Below are 16,234 nucleotides of genomic sequence, written 5' to 3' on the forward strand. Positions count from 1 at the left end.
GGAGAAGACCGTGGCGTGATCTGGTCATGGACTGGTCCGTCGCGGTGGCGGGCACGCGTCGGGCGTGGGGGTTCGTGGCCGCGTCGAGCCTCGCGGGTCTGATCGGCGTGTTCGTGATCGTGGGGGGCTTCGTCGCCTACGACGCGGGCTACGGGCGCTCGGAGATCGAGGCAGCGCGGTCTTTCGTGCTCACGTCCGAGGAGGGTGGGGGTGCGCTGGTCCAAGGCGCCGACGCGACATACTACGACGCGACGGCCGACGTCACCGTGGTTGAGTTGATCGACGCCGGCGCGGTGGGTTTACCGCCGGGCGTGGAGCGGCTTCCTGGGGAAGGGGAGTTGGTGGTGTCGCCGGCGGCGGCGGAACTGATCGAGTCGGATGCGAACTTCGCGGCCCGCTATCCGGGCGAGGTCATCGGGATCGTGGGCGATGTGGGACTCGTCGGCCCGAACGAGCTGGTGGTGTGGCAGGGCGTCGGAGAGGGCGTGCTCGACGAGGAGCACGCTTTCTATGTGAGCGGGTTCGGGGAGACCGACCCCGACCACTTCGGTGTCCCCAGCGAAGTGCAGGGGATCGTGCCGGTGCTGGTGGTGGGGTTCCTGCTGCCCGTGGTGGTGCTGTTCTATGAGGCGGCGAGCAACGGTGCGGAGGGCAGGCAGGTGCGCTTGGCGGCGCTGCGCCTGACGGGCGCGTCGATGCGGCGCCTTCGCCGCATCGCGGTATTCGAGACGCTGGTCGCGACGCTCCCCGGCGTGCTGCTGGGAACTCTGGCCTTCGGTCCCGTGGCGGGAGTGCTGGCCCCGTTTCTGCCGTTTAGCGGTGGGGTGTGGCCCGACCAGCTGCGGCCTTCTGCGGGGTTGCTGTTCGCTGTGGTGCTGGCGATGATCAGTCTCGCGGCGGTGGTGGGCTGGTGGTCGTTGGCGCGCGTGCGCGGTGACTTCCTCTCGGTCGTGAAGCACGCCCGTACCCGAAAGCTCAGGCGCTTGCGACTGGTCTGGCTTGCGGCTGGCCTGATGGTGCTGGGCGGTGCGACCCTTGGGGACCGGACCGCCGAGGACTGGACCACCACACCAGTGAAACTCCTTGGCGTCGCTGCCGTACTGCTCATGGTGGGGCTAATCCGGGGGCTGCCGGTAATCGTCAACGAGACGGCACGGCTCGTAGAGCGCGCGGGCGGGTCGTGGGTGCTCGAGCTGGGCGCATCCAAGACCACGTTCTCGCCAGCGGCGATCTCCCGCGTCGCGACGGGCGCGATGTCCCTCGTGCTCATCTCCGGCATCTTCCTCACTCTGATCCCCCTGGGCGCGAGCACGAACTCCAGGGGCTGGCGTGAGGCCTTCGACGAGGACTCCTGGGACCTGCTCGTGACGTCTGGTGCAAGCGAGCTCCCAGACCAGGGCGATGTGCTCAAGGGCGTTCGCGAGTTCGCGTCCGTGGGCAATCTCAATGTCGAGCTGCCTCAGGGTCGGATCGTCTCAGTAGCAGTTGTCGACTGCGCGGAGTTGACAGACCTGTTGGACGGAGCCCAGGTGTGCGCACCGGGAGGGACGATGGTGAGCGCCAGCTTCCACGGCGACCTCGCAGAGGCGGTCCCCGTCGTTGAGTACGAGGACGACGCGGGCGAGGTGCTCTACGAAAGTGTCGGCGCCGCGCTCGGCATCACCGCGACGCAGACCGACGACGCTGGCGACATCGAACTCATGACCTGGATTCTCGGTGCCGACGTGGTTGTCGATTCCGGTGTGATGGAGGGCGCCGAAGAAGGGATCTTTCCCTACACCGTCGTTGCCGATGCCTCCGCCGGTCTCGAGACGGCCCGAACCTCGTTGATGCACGCGACGAACGGCTCGGCCCGCACCGTGAGGGAGATGATCGCCGAGTCCGAACGCACCACCATCCTGCTACGCAAGGTCGCTCAGATGATTCTCATCGCGCTGGGCATCGTCGCGGCAGCCACGGTGGCAGCGGCTCTCAGCGGTCACCTGCGCACGGAGAGAGCCGCCTTGATCGACCTGTGGCGGATCGGCGTGCCAGTGCGTACGGTGCGACGTTCCCTGCTGGTGCAGACCGCGTTCGCCCTGGTGCCGGGCGTCGCCCTCGCACTCCCGCTCGGCATAGCCATGAGCGCGGTCTTCGTAGGGCTGGATCTCGACCGCTACTACGGGGTGCCGTGGCGGGCCATGACGCTCCTCGCCATAGGGGCGCTCGCCATCCCGCTCGTTACCGCGGCCACCATGTCATCGACCGTGCGCATCGAGGAGAGGAGTCGCTCGCCGCTCCGGACAGAGTGACGAACCTGCTCGCACTCGGAGGCGAATCCTGGCTGCCGGGCCATCGGCGAGGTTCAGGAATTTTCAGTCAAGGTTTCAAAGTGCGGGGTCGGCACCAAACAGTCGAGCCGGAGAAACGAAAAACCCCCGCCGTAGCAGGGGTTTCGTGGCTCCGACCGGCGTCGATCCGGTGACCTTTCGAATTGGAGTGCGCCTCTGCTAGGGGTTTTCGCGGGGTGGCATGGTCTTCAGAAGGGCCAGGTAGACCTGTGAATCGGCTGCCGCGGGCTGTCGGTGGCTGCATCTGAATGTGCGGGATAGATGCGGGGCTAGACCCGGTGCGAGCCTGGAGGCTGCCCCTACGCGGCGTCCAATGTGATCGTCGCGATCGCGCCACCGCCGTCGACGCCCTTGAGGTCTGCCTTTCCCCCGTGTGCGGACACGATGCTCCGCACGAGAGGGAGGCCCATGCCGTGTCCGGCGATCGCCGCGGAGTTGGGTGCGCGCCAGAAGCGCTCGAAGGCCTTCTCGGCGTCGGCGTGAGTCAGTCCGGGCCCGTCGTCTGTGACGGTGAGGAACGCGGACCCTCCGCGACGCGAGACGCGCACCGTGACGCGGCCGTCGGGTCCCGAGTACTTCACGCCGTTGTCGATGAGGTTGCGCACGGCGCTGACCATGAGGTCGCGTGAGACGCGCACGTCGACGTCGTCCTCGAACTTGAGCGCAACGCGGCCCTCGGCGTCGTGCTCCCGGATCGCGAGCTCGGTCGCTTCTGCCGCGATCTCGGCCAGGGGAAGGCGTTCGCGGGCCGAGGTGAGCTCCACGCGGTCGTCACGGGACAGCAGGAGAAGTTGCTCGGTGAGGTGCGACAAGGACTCGACAGTCTCGAGCGAGGTGCGCAGCGACTCCTCGTACTCATCGACGGTGCGACGCTTGAGAAGTGCCCACGACATCTCTCCCATCAGGATGCCGAGCGGGGTTCTGAACTCGTGCGAGGTCGCGTCGACGAACTGTGATTGCACCTCGTAGCTGCGCCTCAGCGGGCCGAGCGCCAGCCGCGCCATCGCCCAGCTGACGATCGGCGAGACGACGAGGAGTACGGCGTAGGAGACGAGGAGCACATCGCGTAGGTTCGCGAGCGAGTGGTCGACGGCATCCTCGCTGGCGACCCCCGTGTCGGTGGAGACGACGTCGAAGTCGAAGGCGAACGTGGCGAACACGTAGATGCCGACGAAGGCGAGCGCGACGACGGCGAGCATGATGGCGGTGAAGGCAAGAGTGAGCCTCACGGTGGTCTGGCGGACGATCATGCGCCCGCCCCCATTGCATAGCCGGCGCCGCGGCGTGTCTGGATCGCGTCGCCCGCGCCGACGGCCTCGAGCTTGCGGCGCAGGTAGCGGATGTAGGTCTGGACCACGTTGGAGTATCCCTCGTAGTTCGAGTCCCACGCGTGGTCGATGAGTTCGCTGGTGCTGACGACGCGTCCCGCGTTGCGCATCAGGTACTCGAGAACGGCGAACTCCTTGGCGGTGAGCTCGATGCCCTGGCCGTGGACGGTGACCGCCCGCGACGCAGGGTCGAGCTCCACCTCGCCGACCGACAGGACAGGGGTGTCTGCTTTGGGGGAGCGTCGCAGCAGCGCACGTACCCGCGCCAGCAGTTCGAGCACGTGGATCGGCTTGACCACGTAGTCGTCGGCGCCGCCGTCCAATCCGGTGACCCGGTTGGCGATCGTGCCCATCGCGGTGAGCATCAGGATCGGCACGTCCGGGTCGGACCGGCGCATCTCGGCGCAAAGCTCGTAGCCGTCGATCGGCGAACCCGCCAGCATGACGTCGAGGATGAGCAGGTCGTATGACTCGACCGCCGCCCTCTCGAGGGCCGCATCGGAGGTGTGCGCGACGTCGACCGCGTATCCGGCCTCGGCGAGGCTGCGCTGGATGATGGAGGTGAGTTTCGGCTCGTCGTCGACTACGAGGACCCGCATCGTCCGTCTCCTTCCCGACCCAGGGGTGTTGTCGATGCTACGCGGGTCAGTCCGCCTGCTCGCCGGTTCCTGCGCTCTTCGCGCCGGTACCCATCGCGATCTGGAGCCCCGACGCGGCGACCTCCACGGTGAAGTCGACCTCGTTGGCCGACGAGCGGTAGATGCTGTAGGCGTTCTCGGGGTAGTGACCGGTGCCTGATCCTCCGTCGAACCACACGGTGACGGTGCCTCCTGCAGGAATGGTCACGCCGTCGAGCGCCTGGTAGTAGGACTCCGAGGCGCCGGTGGTGGTGTCGGTCATCGTGTAGTACATCTCGAGGCCGGTCGCCTCCTGTGAGGACGTGTTGGAGATCGTCACCTGAAGGCAGTCGGGGATGTCCGCGCCCGACGCGTCGGTGTTGTCCTCCACGAGCACTTGGGAGACCTCGAGGCCCGGGGTGGTGGAGTCGTCGACGATGGGGTCGGTGGCGACGGGCAGGACGGCGGACGTGGGTGTTGTCGCCGTCGCGGCTGACGTGGACGACGCGGTGGTCGCCGGGGTGGTGGACGTCGAGCATCCGGCGAGGAGCGCGAGGCCGGCGAGGCCGGCGGTGGTGGCGACCGCGATGCGGCGGCGGAGCGGGTGGTTCATGAGGCCCTCCTGAGGGTGTGGATGCGGCGGCCGGATGCCGCTGCGAGAGTGAGTGCGGCGGCCGTGAAGGCGAGCGCGCCGTAGATGTAGCGGAATGTGCCGTCCCATACGAAGGCCAGGCTTTGGCCGTTGTACGTGTCCTTGATGCCGAGCGTGGCGAAGGTGAAGCGTTCGTAGAGCTTGGAGATGGAGCTGACCTCGAGCCCGTTGCGGGCGCTCTCATAGGCGGTGAAGTGGTCGAGCACCGCGTGCTCGTCGGCCTTCGCGATTGCGAGGGCTTTGAACAGGCCGCCGGGCACCTGGTTGTCGGGGTCCATCGTGTCTCCGATCTGCGGGATGACGAGCACGACCAGGAGCCACGCGACCAGCAGGGTCAGGAGCGCGCCGGTGGAGTTGCGCGTCAGCGTCGTGACGGCGACAGCGACCGCGCTCCAGAACAGGACGTAGACCCAGCCCGCGATCCCGGCGAGCGCTATTCGCGCGACCTCGTGCAGGCCGATCGCGGCACCGCCGACGGTCGCGACGGAGGCGAGTGCGATCACGACGATCGCCGCCATGATCGCCGCCCACAGGACCGCGAGCCCGGCCAGCTTGCCCATCACGATCGAGGTGCCGGAGCGGGTGCGCGTGAGGAGCAGGTCCACGGTGCCGCGCGACCGTTCCTTCGCGATCGCGCCATAGCCGATCGTGAGGGCGAAGAGCGCTCCGAGCACCTCCACGTACTCCATGCCGCCGCGCAGCAACGTGAGGGGGAAGAGCTGCGGGGCTGCGGGCGTGACGCCGCTGCCCGACGCGGTGACCTGGGCCACGTACGCCTCGTAGTCGGCCAGCTGTGCGCGGTAGTCGAGCGAGGCGACGATCACCGACAGGACGACGGCGATGCCGAGCGTGCCGAGCACGATCCAGACGATGCGGTCGCGACGTAGGTCGAGCAGCTCCTTGCGGGCGAGCGTGAGGGTCTCACTCATGGGTTCCTCCGGTAGTCCGGTCGGAGCGGATCAGGATGGCGATCGCGACGGCGACGCATGCGAACAGCGCCACGACGATCGCCGATGTCAGAGGTGAGCCCGTGTACGAGGACCCCAGCAAGGCCGCGGAGGCAGTCTTGAAATGCTCGGTGATCGCCAGGGGCGAGAGCAGCTGGGACAGCCAGGAGAAGGCGCCCGAGTCCTGTGCAGGAAGCGGGACCGGGTTGAGCAGGGAGACGGGCCTGGCCGCGGTGCCGAGCTGCGGCACCACGAAGGCGATGGCGGCCCACACGACCACGGGCGCGAGCAATGCGGTGCGCTCGCGCCGCAGCAGCCGTCCCGAGAGGACTCCGATGCCGGCGAAGCCGATCAGCAGCAGCCAGGTGAGCACCCCGAAGCCCGCGATCGCGAGGGTCTCCGAGGTGGTGAGGGCTCCGCCGACGAGTGCGCTGACGCTGATCCAGGTGATGATCTGGGTGATGCCCACGAGGGCCGCGAGCAGGAGGCCGAGCCCGAGCAGCCGTCCCGCCCGCAGCGCGCGTCCGTCCACGGGGCGCGTGCCGATGAGGGCCGCGGTCTCGGCCCTGCGGTCGCGCAGCGCGGACTGCACGCCGAGGGTGGCCGCCATGAGTGAGCCGATGAGCAGGACGTAGATGACGGTGTTGCGCACGTAGTACAGCGGCGACACGTCGGTGAACGGGTTGGGCTGGGTGGTGAGCCCGTCTGCCAGCACCTGGTCGTAGATCGAGGTGACGGTCACGGAGGTGCGCCAGCCGATGAACGTGGATGCGGCCACCATGCCGAGGAACGCGGCCACGAGCGCGTACGGCGCCTTCGCGCGCACGCTCGCGAGCAGCTCGTGACGGGCGGCGGTGAGGACGGTGCTCATGAGGTGGTGGTCCCCGCCGCGAAGTAGGCGCGCTCGAGCGCGTCCTCGGTGGGGAAGGCGCCCACCGTGTCGGCGAGCGTGCCGTGGTGCACCAGGCGGCCTGATCGCAGGATCCCGATGCTGGTGCAGGTCTTCGTCACCTCGGACAGCAGGTGGGTGTTCATGAAGATGGTGGTGCCCCAGTCCGTGTTGACCCGCAGGATCAGCTCGCGTAGCGCCTTGACGCCTTCGGGGTCCAGGCCCGAGGTGGGCTCGTCAAGGAACAGCACCGCGGGCTGGTGGATCAACGCCTGCGCCAGGCCGACGCGCTGGCGCATGCCCTTGGAGAACGTCCCGACTCGTTCGCGGTCGTGGCCGGTGAAGCCTACGAACTCCAGCACCTCGCCGATGCGGGCCTCGGGGCGTCGCAGACCGGACAGGCGGGCGAAGAAGGTGAGGTTCTCCATCGTGGTGAGGTCGTCGTAGAAGGAGACGTTCTCGGGCAGGTAGCCGAGCGATCGGCGTACCTCCTGGGCTGCGTCGCGCACGTCGTGGCCCGCGACGGACGCGGTACCTGAGGTGGCCTTCAGGAGCGTGGTCAGGATGCTCACGGTGGTGGTCTTGCCGGCGCCGTTGTGGCCGAGCAGGCCGAAGATCTCGCCCTCGGGGATGTCCAAGGTGAGGTCGTCGAGGGCTGTGGTGGGGCCGTACCTGTGGGTGAGACTCTGGATGGAGATGGCTGCTGTCGTCATGCGGACGACGCTAGGGAGGGGTTGATGGGAGGACGATGAGAGGGCGCTGGCCGGCATCGTGCCAGGGGCGATGCCGGTCAGGCGGGCGGGGGGAGATCCCTGGGCGCGCCGAGGCGATGGGCGAGCACCGTCACGAGGCCCACCGTGCGGGTCTGGTCGAGCGCGGGTACGAGCGCCGCATGGATGGCCTGGCGCGCGATGGGCCGCACTGCGACGCGCGGAGTCACGCCGAGTGCCAGCCACGCCTCCACCTGATCCCCATGGTCGCTCAGCCCCGCCTCGAGCCGCAGGTCCGTGAGGGCCAGAGCCCCGATGGCCACGGCGAGCAGCAGCGCGACGCCGACCGCCGTGTTCCTGGTGATCGTCACCCGGTCGCCTCGCGGCCGGCGGTATCGGGCGAGGTCGGGACTACGGGGAACGAGAGCCGCACCCGGGTGCCGGAGGGGAACAGCGGCGTCGGCTCCAGCGCCGCCGTCCCTCGGATCCGGCGCATCTGCTCCGCGACGATCGTGAGGCCGAGCCCGCTGCCTTCGGCCTCGGGGCTTCGGCCGCGTGCGAAGGGGCGCATGACCGCCTCGGGGTCGTCGATCCCGGGACCGGCGTCGTCGACCGTCACGACCAGCGTGGCACCCTCACGCGAGGCGGCGACTGCCACGCGGCCGCCTGAGCCACCGTGCCGGATCGCGTTGTCGAGGACGTTGCGGATCGCGGACGTCGCGGCGGTGGCCGGCACCTGCGATGCATCGTCCCCACCGGCAGTGACCTCGATCTCGACGCCGGCGCGATCGGCGGCCGGCAGCACCTCTGCGAGGACAGCGCGAAGGACCGTGGCGAAGCCCTCGGCAGGGGCCTCGTCCTCGGGGGTCGACCGGGCCCTCGCGAGGGCGAGCAGCTGCTCCACGACGTGGCGTGAGCGGTCGACGCCTCCGCGGAGGTCCTCGAGCCGGTCCCTCAGCCGCGCGTCGTCAGGCGCGAGAGCGGCGCGTTCGAGCTGGAGCGACACGGCGGTGAGGGGCAGTCGCAGTTCGTGAGCGGCCTGCATGATGAAGAGCCGCTCGTGCGCCACCGTCTCCTCGACGCGCTCCCGCTGGGTGTTGAGCGTGCTGATGAATCCCTGAAGCTCCCTCGGGGCGCGGTCGGCGTCGAGTCGGGGGAGGGTGCCGTCTGCCGACGCGACCTCGTCGGCGAGCGCGCGCACCGGAGCGAGTGCACGCCGGGTCGCGAGGACGAGCCCGATCATCAGGAGAGGGATGAGGATGAGGAATGGCACCACGGCCGAGGCCGCCGCCTCGCGGGCGAGGTCGTCTCGGGCGGCGACGGGCTGCGCGGCGACCATGGCGGGGCCGTCGCCCACGCGCGCGACCGCGAGCCGCTCCTCGATCCCGTCGATGACGGTGGTCGTGAGTCCGGGTTGCGTCGAGTCGTCCAGGCCCGCCTGCTCGAGCGTGGCGATGTCGATGTCCGTGGTCGGGTCGGACGCGGCAGGGCTGTCCGTGGTGAGCGACGACGTCGTCCCCGAGGCGGCCGCATTGGCGGCGAGGGTCGCGACCTGTGTGAGCACGTCGTCCTGGAGGCTCTTCGCGCCCACGTAGGCCGCGCGGTACGACCACGCGCCCGCCACGCACGCGACCACGAGGGTGAGCGCGGCGAGCGTCGCCGACAGCCGACCGGAGATCGACCGTGTCTTCATGCGCGGCCTGCATCCCGAGGAGTCATCCAGCCGACCCCGCGGATGTTGCGGATCGTGTCGCTCCCGAGCTTCGCACGCAGCCGATGGATCGCGTATTCGATCGCGTTGCTCTCTACCTCGTGACCCCAGCCGTAGACCTGGTGCTCGATGTCGGCGCGGGACAGGATTGCGCCGGGGTGTGTCATGAGCGCGCGCAGGACCGCGAACTCCCGTCGGGGCAGCTCGACCCGTTCGCCGTCGGGTCGGATCGCGACGTGGGTGTCCAGCTCGAGCCGCAGGCCGCCCGCCTCGAGAGTCGCGGCCCTGCGCGAGTCGCCGCCGCGTCGCAGCACTGCGCGCATGCGGGCCATCAGCTCCGTCGAGTCGAACGGCTTCATGAGGTAGTCGTCGGCGCCGCCGTCGAGGCTCGCGACCTTGCTGCCGACGTCGTCCCGTGCTGTGACCACGATGATCGGCGTGCCGTCGCCGCCTCGGCGAAGGCGGGCGAGCAATGCGGTGCCGTCCGTGTCGGGCAGCCCCAGGTCCAGCAGCATCACGTCGTAGGTGTGCGTCGCGACGCTCGCCGCAGCGGACCGGGCGTCGCGCACCCAGTCCACCGCGTAGGCGTCGTCCTCGAGGCGGCCGACCAGTGCCGCTCCCACCATCGCATCGTCCTCGACGAGCAGGACCCGCATGCCGGCCGCCTCTCCCGTGGTCTACGACTCCTGCTCGACGGTGCCGATCGCCGACTGGAGGTTTGCGACAGCCGTGGCGCACGCGTCCTGCGTGGGCGTGCCGGCCCGCACTGCCGTAAGCGTCTCATCGATCGCGTCGTCAAGGGAATGCCAGTCTGTGGGCGACAGGGGCTTCATCGCGGCCTCCGAGGAGTCCCACGACACCTCGAGGTCCTTCGCGCGCGTCTTCGCGCTCGGGAGGTCACCCTCGTCGACCAGCGTCCCGATGTCGTCGACGATGTACGCGACGCCCGTCAGGTCGCCCAGCGGCGAGGTCGTGTCGGCCTCGATATCGGTACGCGCGGAGGCCCCCGCGGCGGTCGGCGTGGTCGCCGCCGGCGCCAGGACCAGCGCCGCCGCCGCGACGACGACAGCCGCCGCGCCCGCCCACGCGAGGTCGCGGGCCGGATGAACCGCGGGCGCCTGGCCCTTGATCCGCACGCCGTGCCGCCTGACCACCACCTGCTCGCGCGCCACCAGTGCGACGATCACTGCGAAGAACAGCACGCTCGTCGCCTGCGCACCCAGCCCGATGCCGCCGTAGGTGCGATCCTGCGACAGCAGGTCGCCGAGCGACGCGCCGAGCGGACGGGTGAGGACGTACGCGATCCAGAATGCGACGACCGCGCTGAGTCCGAGCCTCTTGGCTGCCCACACCGCGAGGATCAGCCCGCTGAAGATCAGCACACCGTTGCGGAAGCCGAGCGACAGCGCCTCCGTCGCGAGGTCGCCCGCCGCGGTGCCGAGCGCGAACGTCACGAGGATGGCGCCCCAGTAGAAGCGCTCGCGGCGGGGAGTGTCGATCGACGTGATCGCGAGCGTCCGCTCCTCCTTCCACCACACGGTGAACACGACGGCGAGCATCACGGCGAACACGGCGGTGCTCACGTAAAGGCTGACGCCGAGCACATCCGTGAACAGGTCGGTGATCTGGGTGCCGACGATGCTGACCAGCACCACGGTCGACCAGTACAGGACCGGCACGTAGCGCCGGGCCCGGAGTTGCGCGACAAGGATTGCTGCCAGGACGATGAGCATGGCGCCGTCCGTGACGGCGGTGCCGAGCCCGACCTGGACGGCGAGGTAGTCGGCGAAGGTCTCGCCGACCGTCGTGGAGAGGACCTTGATGAGCCAGAAGGTGGCGGTGATCGCCGGCACCTTGTTGAGGAACGGCTGCAGGGCAGGGAGTGCGGACTGGTCCGCGGTGGATCGTGTAGTCATGAGCCCCATGGAAGGCCGCCAGACTTAGCCGTGACTTAGGGGCGCGATCTCTGCGCGGTTTCTCAGCAGCTCGGGCGACGATCACTCTGGCTCGGGGCTTACAGTCAGAGATTGAAAGTGCGGGGTCGGCACCAAACAGTCGAGCCGGAGAAACGAAAAACCCCCGCCGTAGCAGGGGTTTCGTGGCTCCGACCGGCGTCGATCCGGTGACCTTTCGATTTTCAGTCGAACGCTCTACCAACTGAGCTACAGAGCCTTGGGGGCGCGAACCCCCATGGTGAACGAAAACCCCTTACGAGAAGGGGCTGTCGCTTCCGCGACCCTGACGGGACTTGAACCCGCGACCTCCGCCGTGACAGGGCGGCGCGCTAACCAACTGCGCTACAGGGCCTTGCTTGGTGCTCCCACCGAAATGGGCGCGACGACTAGTGTAGACCATTCCAGAGGGTGCTTCGTACCCCCAACGGGATTCGAACCCGTGCTGCCGCCGTGAAAGGGCGGTGTCCTAGGCCGCTAGACGATGAGGGCATCGTTCCAGGAGCCCGAAAGCGCCTGAGCAACCTGGACATCATACCGGTGCGTGCGACCATGTCGCCATGATCACCATGAGCGACGAGGAGTTCGAGGCGGCGGTCGAGGACGGGCTCGATGCGGTGCCCGACGAGCTCTTCGACCTGATCGACAACGTCGTCATCCTCATCGAGGACGAGCCCGAGGGAGACGACCCCGAGCTGCTCGGCCTGTACGACGGAATCGCCCTCACCGACAGGGGCGACTCGGGCTACGGCGAGCTGCCCGACCGCATCTTCATCTACAAGAATCCGACCCTGCGCTACTGCGAGGACGCCGACCACGTGCGCGAGGAGGTCGCGGTCACCGTCGTCCACGAGATCGCCCATCACTTCGGCATCGACGACGACCGCCTCCACGAGCTCGGCTGGGACTGAACTCGGCCGGGGCAGGGCGCAGTGAGGGAAGCGCGCGAGCGGGACCGGCCCCGACTGGGACTGACCCCGCCCCCGCCCTAGGCTGAAGTCGCACCCCCAAGGTGAGGCGCCGAGCAAAGGAGCAGGCCATGTCCGAGTCTGAGGAGTTCTTCGAGTTCGGTCCGGTCCCGGAGGGCTGGCTGTGGGGTGCGGCCACGGCCGCGCACCAGATCGAGGGCGGCAACACGAACAGCGACTGGTGGGCGTTCGAGCATCGTCCCGGCAGTCCCGCCAAGGAGTCGAGCGGCGATGCGTGCGACTCCTGGCACCGGTGGCGCGACGACCTGGAGCTCGTCAAGGAGATGGGCCTCGACGCGTACAGGATGAGCATCGAGTGGGCGCGCATCGAGCCTGCGGACGGCGAGTTCTCGCTGGCGGCGCTCGAGCACTATCGCCGGGTCCTCGTGACGGCGCAGGAGATGGGCCTCAAGACCTCGGTGACCTTCCACCACTTCACCTCGCCGCAGTGGACCGCCGAGCGCGACGGCTGGATGAACCCCGACATCGTCGACCTGTTCGCGCGCTACGTCGACATCGCCGGGCAGCACCTCGCGGACCACATCGACATCGCCGCGACGTTCAACGAGCCGAACGTCGTCGCCGGCATGGGCTACGCCGAGGGCGGCTTCGCGCCCGGCATCAGCGCGGGCCAGGCGGGCGTGCAGCAGGCGACCGACAACTTCGTGGCGGCGCACCTGAGGGCGCGCGAGATCCTCAAGGGCGGTCCGGGCAACTTCCCTGTGGGCCTGACGCTCGCGATGCCGGACCAGGTCGTGCACCTCGACGGCAACCTGGCGAGCCCGGGCCTGCGCTACGACGAACTCCCCGCGGGCAGCGCCGCCGCCGAGCGGATGCGGCTGTGGACCGGCGTCTACCTCGACGCGGCCAAGGACGACGACTACGTGGGCGTCCAGACCTATACGACCGAGCACTTGGACGCCGACGGCCATCATCTGCCGGTCCCCGAGGGAGGGCGGGTCACGCAGATGGGCTGGCGCTTCGTGCCCGAGGCGCTCGGACGCTCGGTGCGCCACGCGCATGCGGTCGCCCAGGTGCCCTTGATCGTCACCGAGAACGGCATCGCCACGAACCACGACGAGGAGCGCATCGAGTACTACGAGGGCTCCCTCGCCTCGCTGCGGGAGGCCATCAACGACGGCGTCGACGTGCGCGGCTTCTTCGCGTGGAGCCTGCTCGACAACTTCGAGTGGGCGGAGGGCTTCCGGCCGACCTTCGGGCTCGCGTCGGTCGACCCGCTGAGCTTCGACCGCACGCTCAAGCCGTCGGGCCGCTGGCTCGCGGAGGTCGCTTGGGGCTCCCGGAACTGAGGCGACCGCCGCATCGTCCCGTTCCCAACATCGTCCCCGCCCCAGCATCGTCCGGGACGGGCAGCACGAACCCGATTAGACAACGACACCCCGCATCGCGGCCCCTTTCACAGGGACGATGCGGGGTGTCGGTTCTGACATTGGTTCAGACTGTCGGGGAGGGGCCTCAGGCCTCCGTGTCCACCGGCGTCCCGTGAGAGGACTCGGAGTCCGAGCCGCGGACCTTCGCGATCCAGCCGAGGCCGTGGAAGATCGCGAGCGCCGCGATCGAGCCGAGCGCGATGCCGTTGAACACCATCGAGCCGGCTGTCGCGGTGAAGTCCGCGGTGCCGACGATCAGCGCGACTGCCGCGGCGACGAGGTTGACGGGCTTGGTGAAGTCGACCCTGTTCTCGACCCAGATGCGGCCGCCGAGCACGGCGATGAGGCCGAACAGCAGGACCGAGAGGCCGCCGAGGATGCCGGTCGGGATCACGGCGACCATCGCGCCGAACTTCGGCACGAGCGAGAGGACGAGCGCGAAGACCGCGGCGGCCCAGTAGGCGAGCGTCGAGTACACGCGCGTCGCCGCCATGACGCCGATGTTCTCTGCGTAGGTGGTCGTGCCGGATCCGCCGCCGAGGCCGGCGACCGTGGTCGCGAGGCCGTCGGCGAACAGCGCGCGGCCGGTCTCGGCGTCCAGGTTGCGGCCGGTCATCGCGGTCACCGACTTGAGGTGGCCGATGTTCTCCGCCATCAGGATGAGCACGACGGGCACGAACGCGACGAGGACGCTCGGGTCGAACGTCGGCGAGTGGAACTCGGGGGTGCCGAACCACGCGGCCTGGCCGATGTACTCGGCGGGGGTGAGGCCGCCGAGCGAGTCGAGCGCCGTGGTCCACTCGCCGCGCAGCGCCGAGAATGCGGCGCCGATCAGCGCGCCGACCAGGATCGCGATGCGGCCCAGGAAGCCGCGGAACGCGACCATCGACACGAGCACCGCGACGAGCGTGACGAGCGCGGTCCACGGGCTCGCCTCCCACTGGTCGCGTGCGGTGCCCGCGAGGTTCAGCCCGATGAGCGCGACGATCGTTCCCGTCACGACAGGGGGCATGAGCTTCGCGATCCAGTCGGCGCCGAGCCAGTTGACGGCCACGCCGACGAGCGCGAGGAGCACGCCCGCGAGCAGCACGCCGCCGAGGCCCTTGGAGATGGTCGCCGCGTCGAGCGGCGCGTTGGCGCTGTTGACGCCGGCGGCGGCGAGCGGGGCGAGAAACGCGAAGCTCGAGCCCAGGTAGCTCGGCACGCGGTTGCGCGTGATGGTGAGGAACAGCGCGGTGCCGACCGCGGAGAAGAACATCGTCGTCGCGGCGGGCATACCGGTGATCGCGGGCACCAGCAGCGTCGCACCCATCATGGCGAGCACGTGCTGCATGCCGATGCCGATGGTGCGGGGGTAGGTGAGGCGCTCGTCGGGGGCGACGGCCGCGCCCGGCGCGATCTCCTTGCCGTCCCCGTGCAGCGTCCAGCTGAACATGCTCATGCCTTGTCTCCTTCGTGGCGCGGCCGCGCGTCGATGCGCGTTCCGCCGCAATCTAGCGCCGCCTGGGTGCGGTCGCACGCGGAGAGGCTACCCGGGGTCAGGAGCGGTGGCGGACGTCACCGAATGCACGTTTCACCAGGGGTGATGATTGACGTGTCACCGTGCCGCATCGTCCACTTCCCCCGGACACTTTGAACCAATCTGAAGCGCGACACCCCGAGCGCACGCCCTGGGCCGGCCTCGTTCGCGGCGTGTCGGCAGTGAGAGTGGTTCAAACTGTCTGCTGAAAACTCCGGCGCAGCGCGAGGTCAGGCCTTGGGGTGCGCGGCCCAGAGGCTCGCGACCATCTCGTCGACCGAGTAGCGCATCTTCCAGTTGAGGTCCCGCGCGGCGAGCTCGCCCTTGGCGACGATCGACGCGGGGTCGCCGGGGCGGCGCGGGCCCTCCTCGATCGGGAGGTCCGTGCCGGTGGCCTTGACGATGGCCTCCATGATCTGACGCACCGAGCTGCCGTCGCCGGAGCCCAGGTTGTAGATGGGCTCGAGCTCCTTGCCCTCGTCGAGCGCCTCCGCGGCCGCGATGTGGGCGAGCGCGAGGTCCTGGACGTGGACGTAGTCGCGCACGCACGTGCCGTCGGGCGTGGGGTAGTCGGTGCCCGCGATCACGGGGGGCTGGCCGTCGACGATGCGCGCGAAGACCTTGGGCAGCAGGTTGTGCGGCGAGGCGTCCCACACGTCCATGTGCGCGGATCCGACGACGTTGAAGTAGCGCAGCGAGGTGGCCTTGAGCGGTGCCTCGGACTCGGCGGTCGCGCGCACCTGGTCGCGGATGAGCCACTCGCCGATGAGCTTGGTCTCGCCGTAGGGGGACTCGGGGAACGTGCCAGTCTCCTCGGTGACGACCGCGGTCGACGGCGTGCCGTAGACGCCCGCGGAGGACGAGAACACGAGCTTGGTGACGCCCGCCTCGGCCATCGCCGCGAGCAGGACGCGCGTGCCCTCGACGTTCTGCTCGAACGTGTGCAGCGGGTACTTCACCGACTCGCCCGCGAACTTGTAGCCCGCGCAGTGGATGACGCCGGTCACGCCGTAGTCGCGCAGGGCGGCGACGACATCGCCGTGGTCGAGGATCGACGCGCGCACGAAGGGCACGTCGGAGGGGATGAACTTGTCGAGCCCGGTGGACAGATCGTCCAGGACGACGGGGGCGATGCCCGCGCTCGCGAGCGCCCGCACCACGTGCGACCCGATGTACCCCGCGCCTCCGGTGACCAGCCAGCTCATCGTCTCTCCTCCTCG

General features: G+C 69.2%; 15 protein-coding genes and 3 tRNA genes. 3 read left to right on the plus strand and 15 right to left on the minus strand.

Annotated features, from left to right (window positions below):
- Positions 1 to 26 precede the first annotated feature (26 nt).
- A complete protein-coding gene (locus B7K23_RS05365; RefSeq protein WP_084125340.1) occupies positions 27 to 2,291 on the plus strand; it encodes an FtsX-like permease family protein in 2,265 nt (754 codons plus the stop codon).
- A 338-nt stretch (positions 2,292 to 2,629) separates the two neighbouring features.
- Here B7K23_RS05365 and B7K23_RS05370 read toward each other — a convergent pair whose 3' ends face one another.
- The 13 genes from B7K23_RS05370 to B7K23_RS05430 all read right to left on the minus strand — a co-directional run bounded on the left by B7K23_RS05370 (position 2,630) and on the right by B7K23_RS05430 (position 11,628).
- Positions 2,630 to 3,580, minus strand: coding sequence for a sensor histidine kinase KdpD (locus B7K23_RS05370; protein WP_084125341.1), 951 nt, complete (start codon positions 3,578 to 3,580; stop codon positions 2,630 to 2,632).
- Positions 3,577 to 4,257: a response regulator transcription factor gene (locus B7K23_RS05375; protein WP_084125342.1), complete on the minus strand. Its 681-nt coding sequence runs from the start codon at positions 4,255 to 4,257 to the stop codon at positions 3,577 to 3,579. Before B7K23_RS05375 ends, B7K23_RS05370 begins: the two co-directional genes overlap by 4 nt.
- A gap of 46 nt (positions 4,258 to 4,303) precedes the next feature.
- Positions 4,304 to 4,888, minus strand: a complete 585-nt coding sequence (locus tag B7K23_RS05380) for a hypothetical protein (RefSeq protein ID WP_084125343.1) — start codon at positions 4,886 to 4,888, stop codon at positions 4,304 to 4,306.
- A complete protein-coding gene (locus B7K23_RS05385) occupies positions 4,885 to 5,856 on the minus strand; it encodes an ABC transporter permease (protein ID WP_084125344.1) in 972 nt (323 codons plus the stop codon). Before B7K23_RS05385 ends, B7K23_RS05380 begins: the two co-directional genes overlap by 4 nt.
- Positions 5,849 to 6,745 (minus strand): ABC transporter permease subunit, encoded by an 897-nt coding sequence (locus tag B7K23_RS05390; protein ID WP_084125345.1) that lies wholly within the window; start codon positions 6,743 to 6,745, stop codon positions 5,849 to 5,851. The genes B7K23_RS05385 and B7K23_RS05390 overlap by 8 nt, the downstream gene beginning before the upstream one ends.
- A complete protein-coding gene (locus B7K23_RS05395; protein WP_084125346.1) occupies positions 6,742 to 7,476 on the minus strand; it encodes an ABC transporter ATP-binding protein in 735 nt (244 codons plus the stop codon). Before B7K23_RS05395 ends, B7K23_RS05390 begins: the two co-directional genes overlap by 4 nt.
- A gap of 77 nt (positions 7,477 to 7,553) precedes the next feature.
- Positions 7,554 to 7,844, minus strand: a complete 291-nt coding sequence (locus tag B7K23_RS05400) for an ABC transporter permease (RefSeq protein WP_084125347.1) — start codon at positions 7,842 to 7,844, stop codon at positions 7,554 to 7,556.
- Entirely contained in the window at positions 7,841 to 9,166 is a 1,326-nt protein-coding gene (locus B7K23_RS05405; protein ID WP_084125348.1) for an ATP-binding protein, read from the minus strand. The genes B7K23_RS05400 and B7K23_RS05405 overlap by 4 nt, the downstream gene beginning before the upstream one ends.
- Positions 9,163 to 9,840: a response regulator transcription factor gene (locus B7K23_RS05410; protein ID WP_084125349.1), complete on the minus strand. Its 678-nt coding sequence runs from the start codon at positions 9,838 to 9,840 to the stop codon at positions 9,163 to 9,165. The genes B7K23_RS05405 and B7K23_RS05410 overlap by 4 nt, the downstream gene beginning before the upstream one ends.
- Before the next feature lie 21 nt (positions 9,841 to 9,861).
- The gene (locus B7K23_RS05415) at positions 9,862 to 11,100 is read right to left on the minus strand and encodes a hypothetical protein (RefSeq protein ID WP_084126180.1); all 1,239 of its coding nucleotides are present in this window, start codon (positions 11,098 to 11,100) and stop codon (positions 9,862 to 9,864) included.
- 183 nt (positions 11,101 to 11,283) lie between these two features.
- Positions 11,284 to 11,356 (minus strand) — tRNA-Phe (locus B7K23_RS05420).
- A gap of 61 nt (positions 11,357 to 11,417) precedes the next feature.
- Positions 11,418 to 11,491, minus strand: a tRNA-Asp gene (locus B7K23_RS05425).
- A gap of 64 nt (positions 11,492 to 11,555) precedes the next feature.
- Positions 11,556 to 11,628, minus strand: a tRNA-Glu gene (locus tag B7K23_RS05430).
- Positions 11,629 to 11,696: 68 nt separating this feature from the next.
- Here B7K23_RS05430 and B7K23_RS05435 point away from each other — a divergent pair.
- Positions 11,697 to 12,047 (plus strand): metallopeptidase family protein, encoded by a 351-nt coding sequence (locus tag B7K23_RS05435; RefSeq protein ID WP_084125350.1) that lies wholly within the window; start codon positions 11,697 to 11,699, stop codon positions 12,045 to 12,047.
- A gap of 128 nt (positions 12,048 to 12,175) precedes the next feature.
- Complete coding sequence (locus tag B7K23_RS05440) at positions 12,176 to 13,414, plus strand: glycoside hydrolase family 1 protein (RefSeq protein WP_084125351.1); 1,239 nt, start codon at positions 12,176 to 12,178, stop codon at positions 13,412 to 13,414.
- Between the two features lie 166 nt (positions 13,415 to 13,580).
- Here B7K23_RS05440 and B7K23_RS05445 read toward each other — a convergent pair whose 3' ends face one another.
- Positions 13,581 to 14,936 carry a uracil-xanthine permease family protein gene (locus tag B7K23_RS05445; RefSeq protein WP_084125352.1) on the minus strand — a complete coding sequence of 452 codons (1,356 nt, stop codon included), beginning with the start codon at positions 14,934 to 14,936 and terminating at the stop codon, positions 13,581 to 13,583.
- Positions 14,937 to 15,244: 308 nt separating this feature from the next.
- Complete coding sequence (gene galE, locus B7K23_RS05450; RefSeq protein WP_084125353.1) at positions 15,245 to 16,219, minus strand: UDP-glucose 4-epimerase GalE; 975 nt, start codon at positions 16,217 to 16,219, stop codon at positions 15,245 to 15,247.
- Between the last annotated feature and the right edge of the window lie 15 nt (positions 16,220 to 16,234).

Source organism: Demequina sp. NBRC 110054, assembly GCF_002090115.1.
In the GTDB taxonomy this organism is placed as follows: Bacteria; Actinomycetota; Actinomycetes; order Actinomycetales; family Demequinaceae; genus Demequina.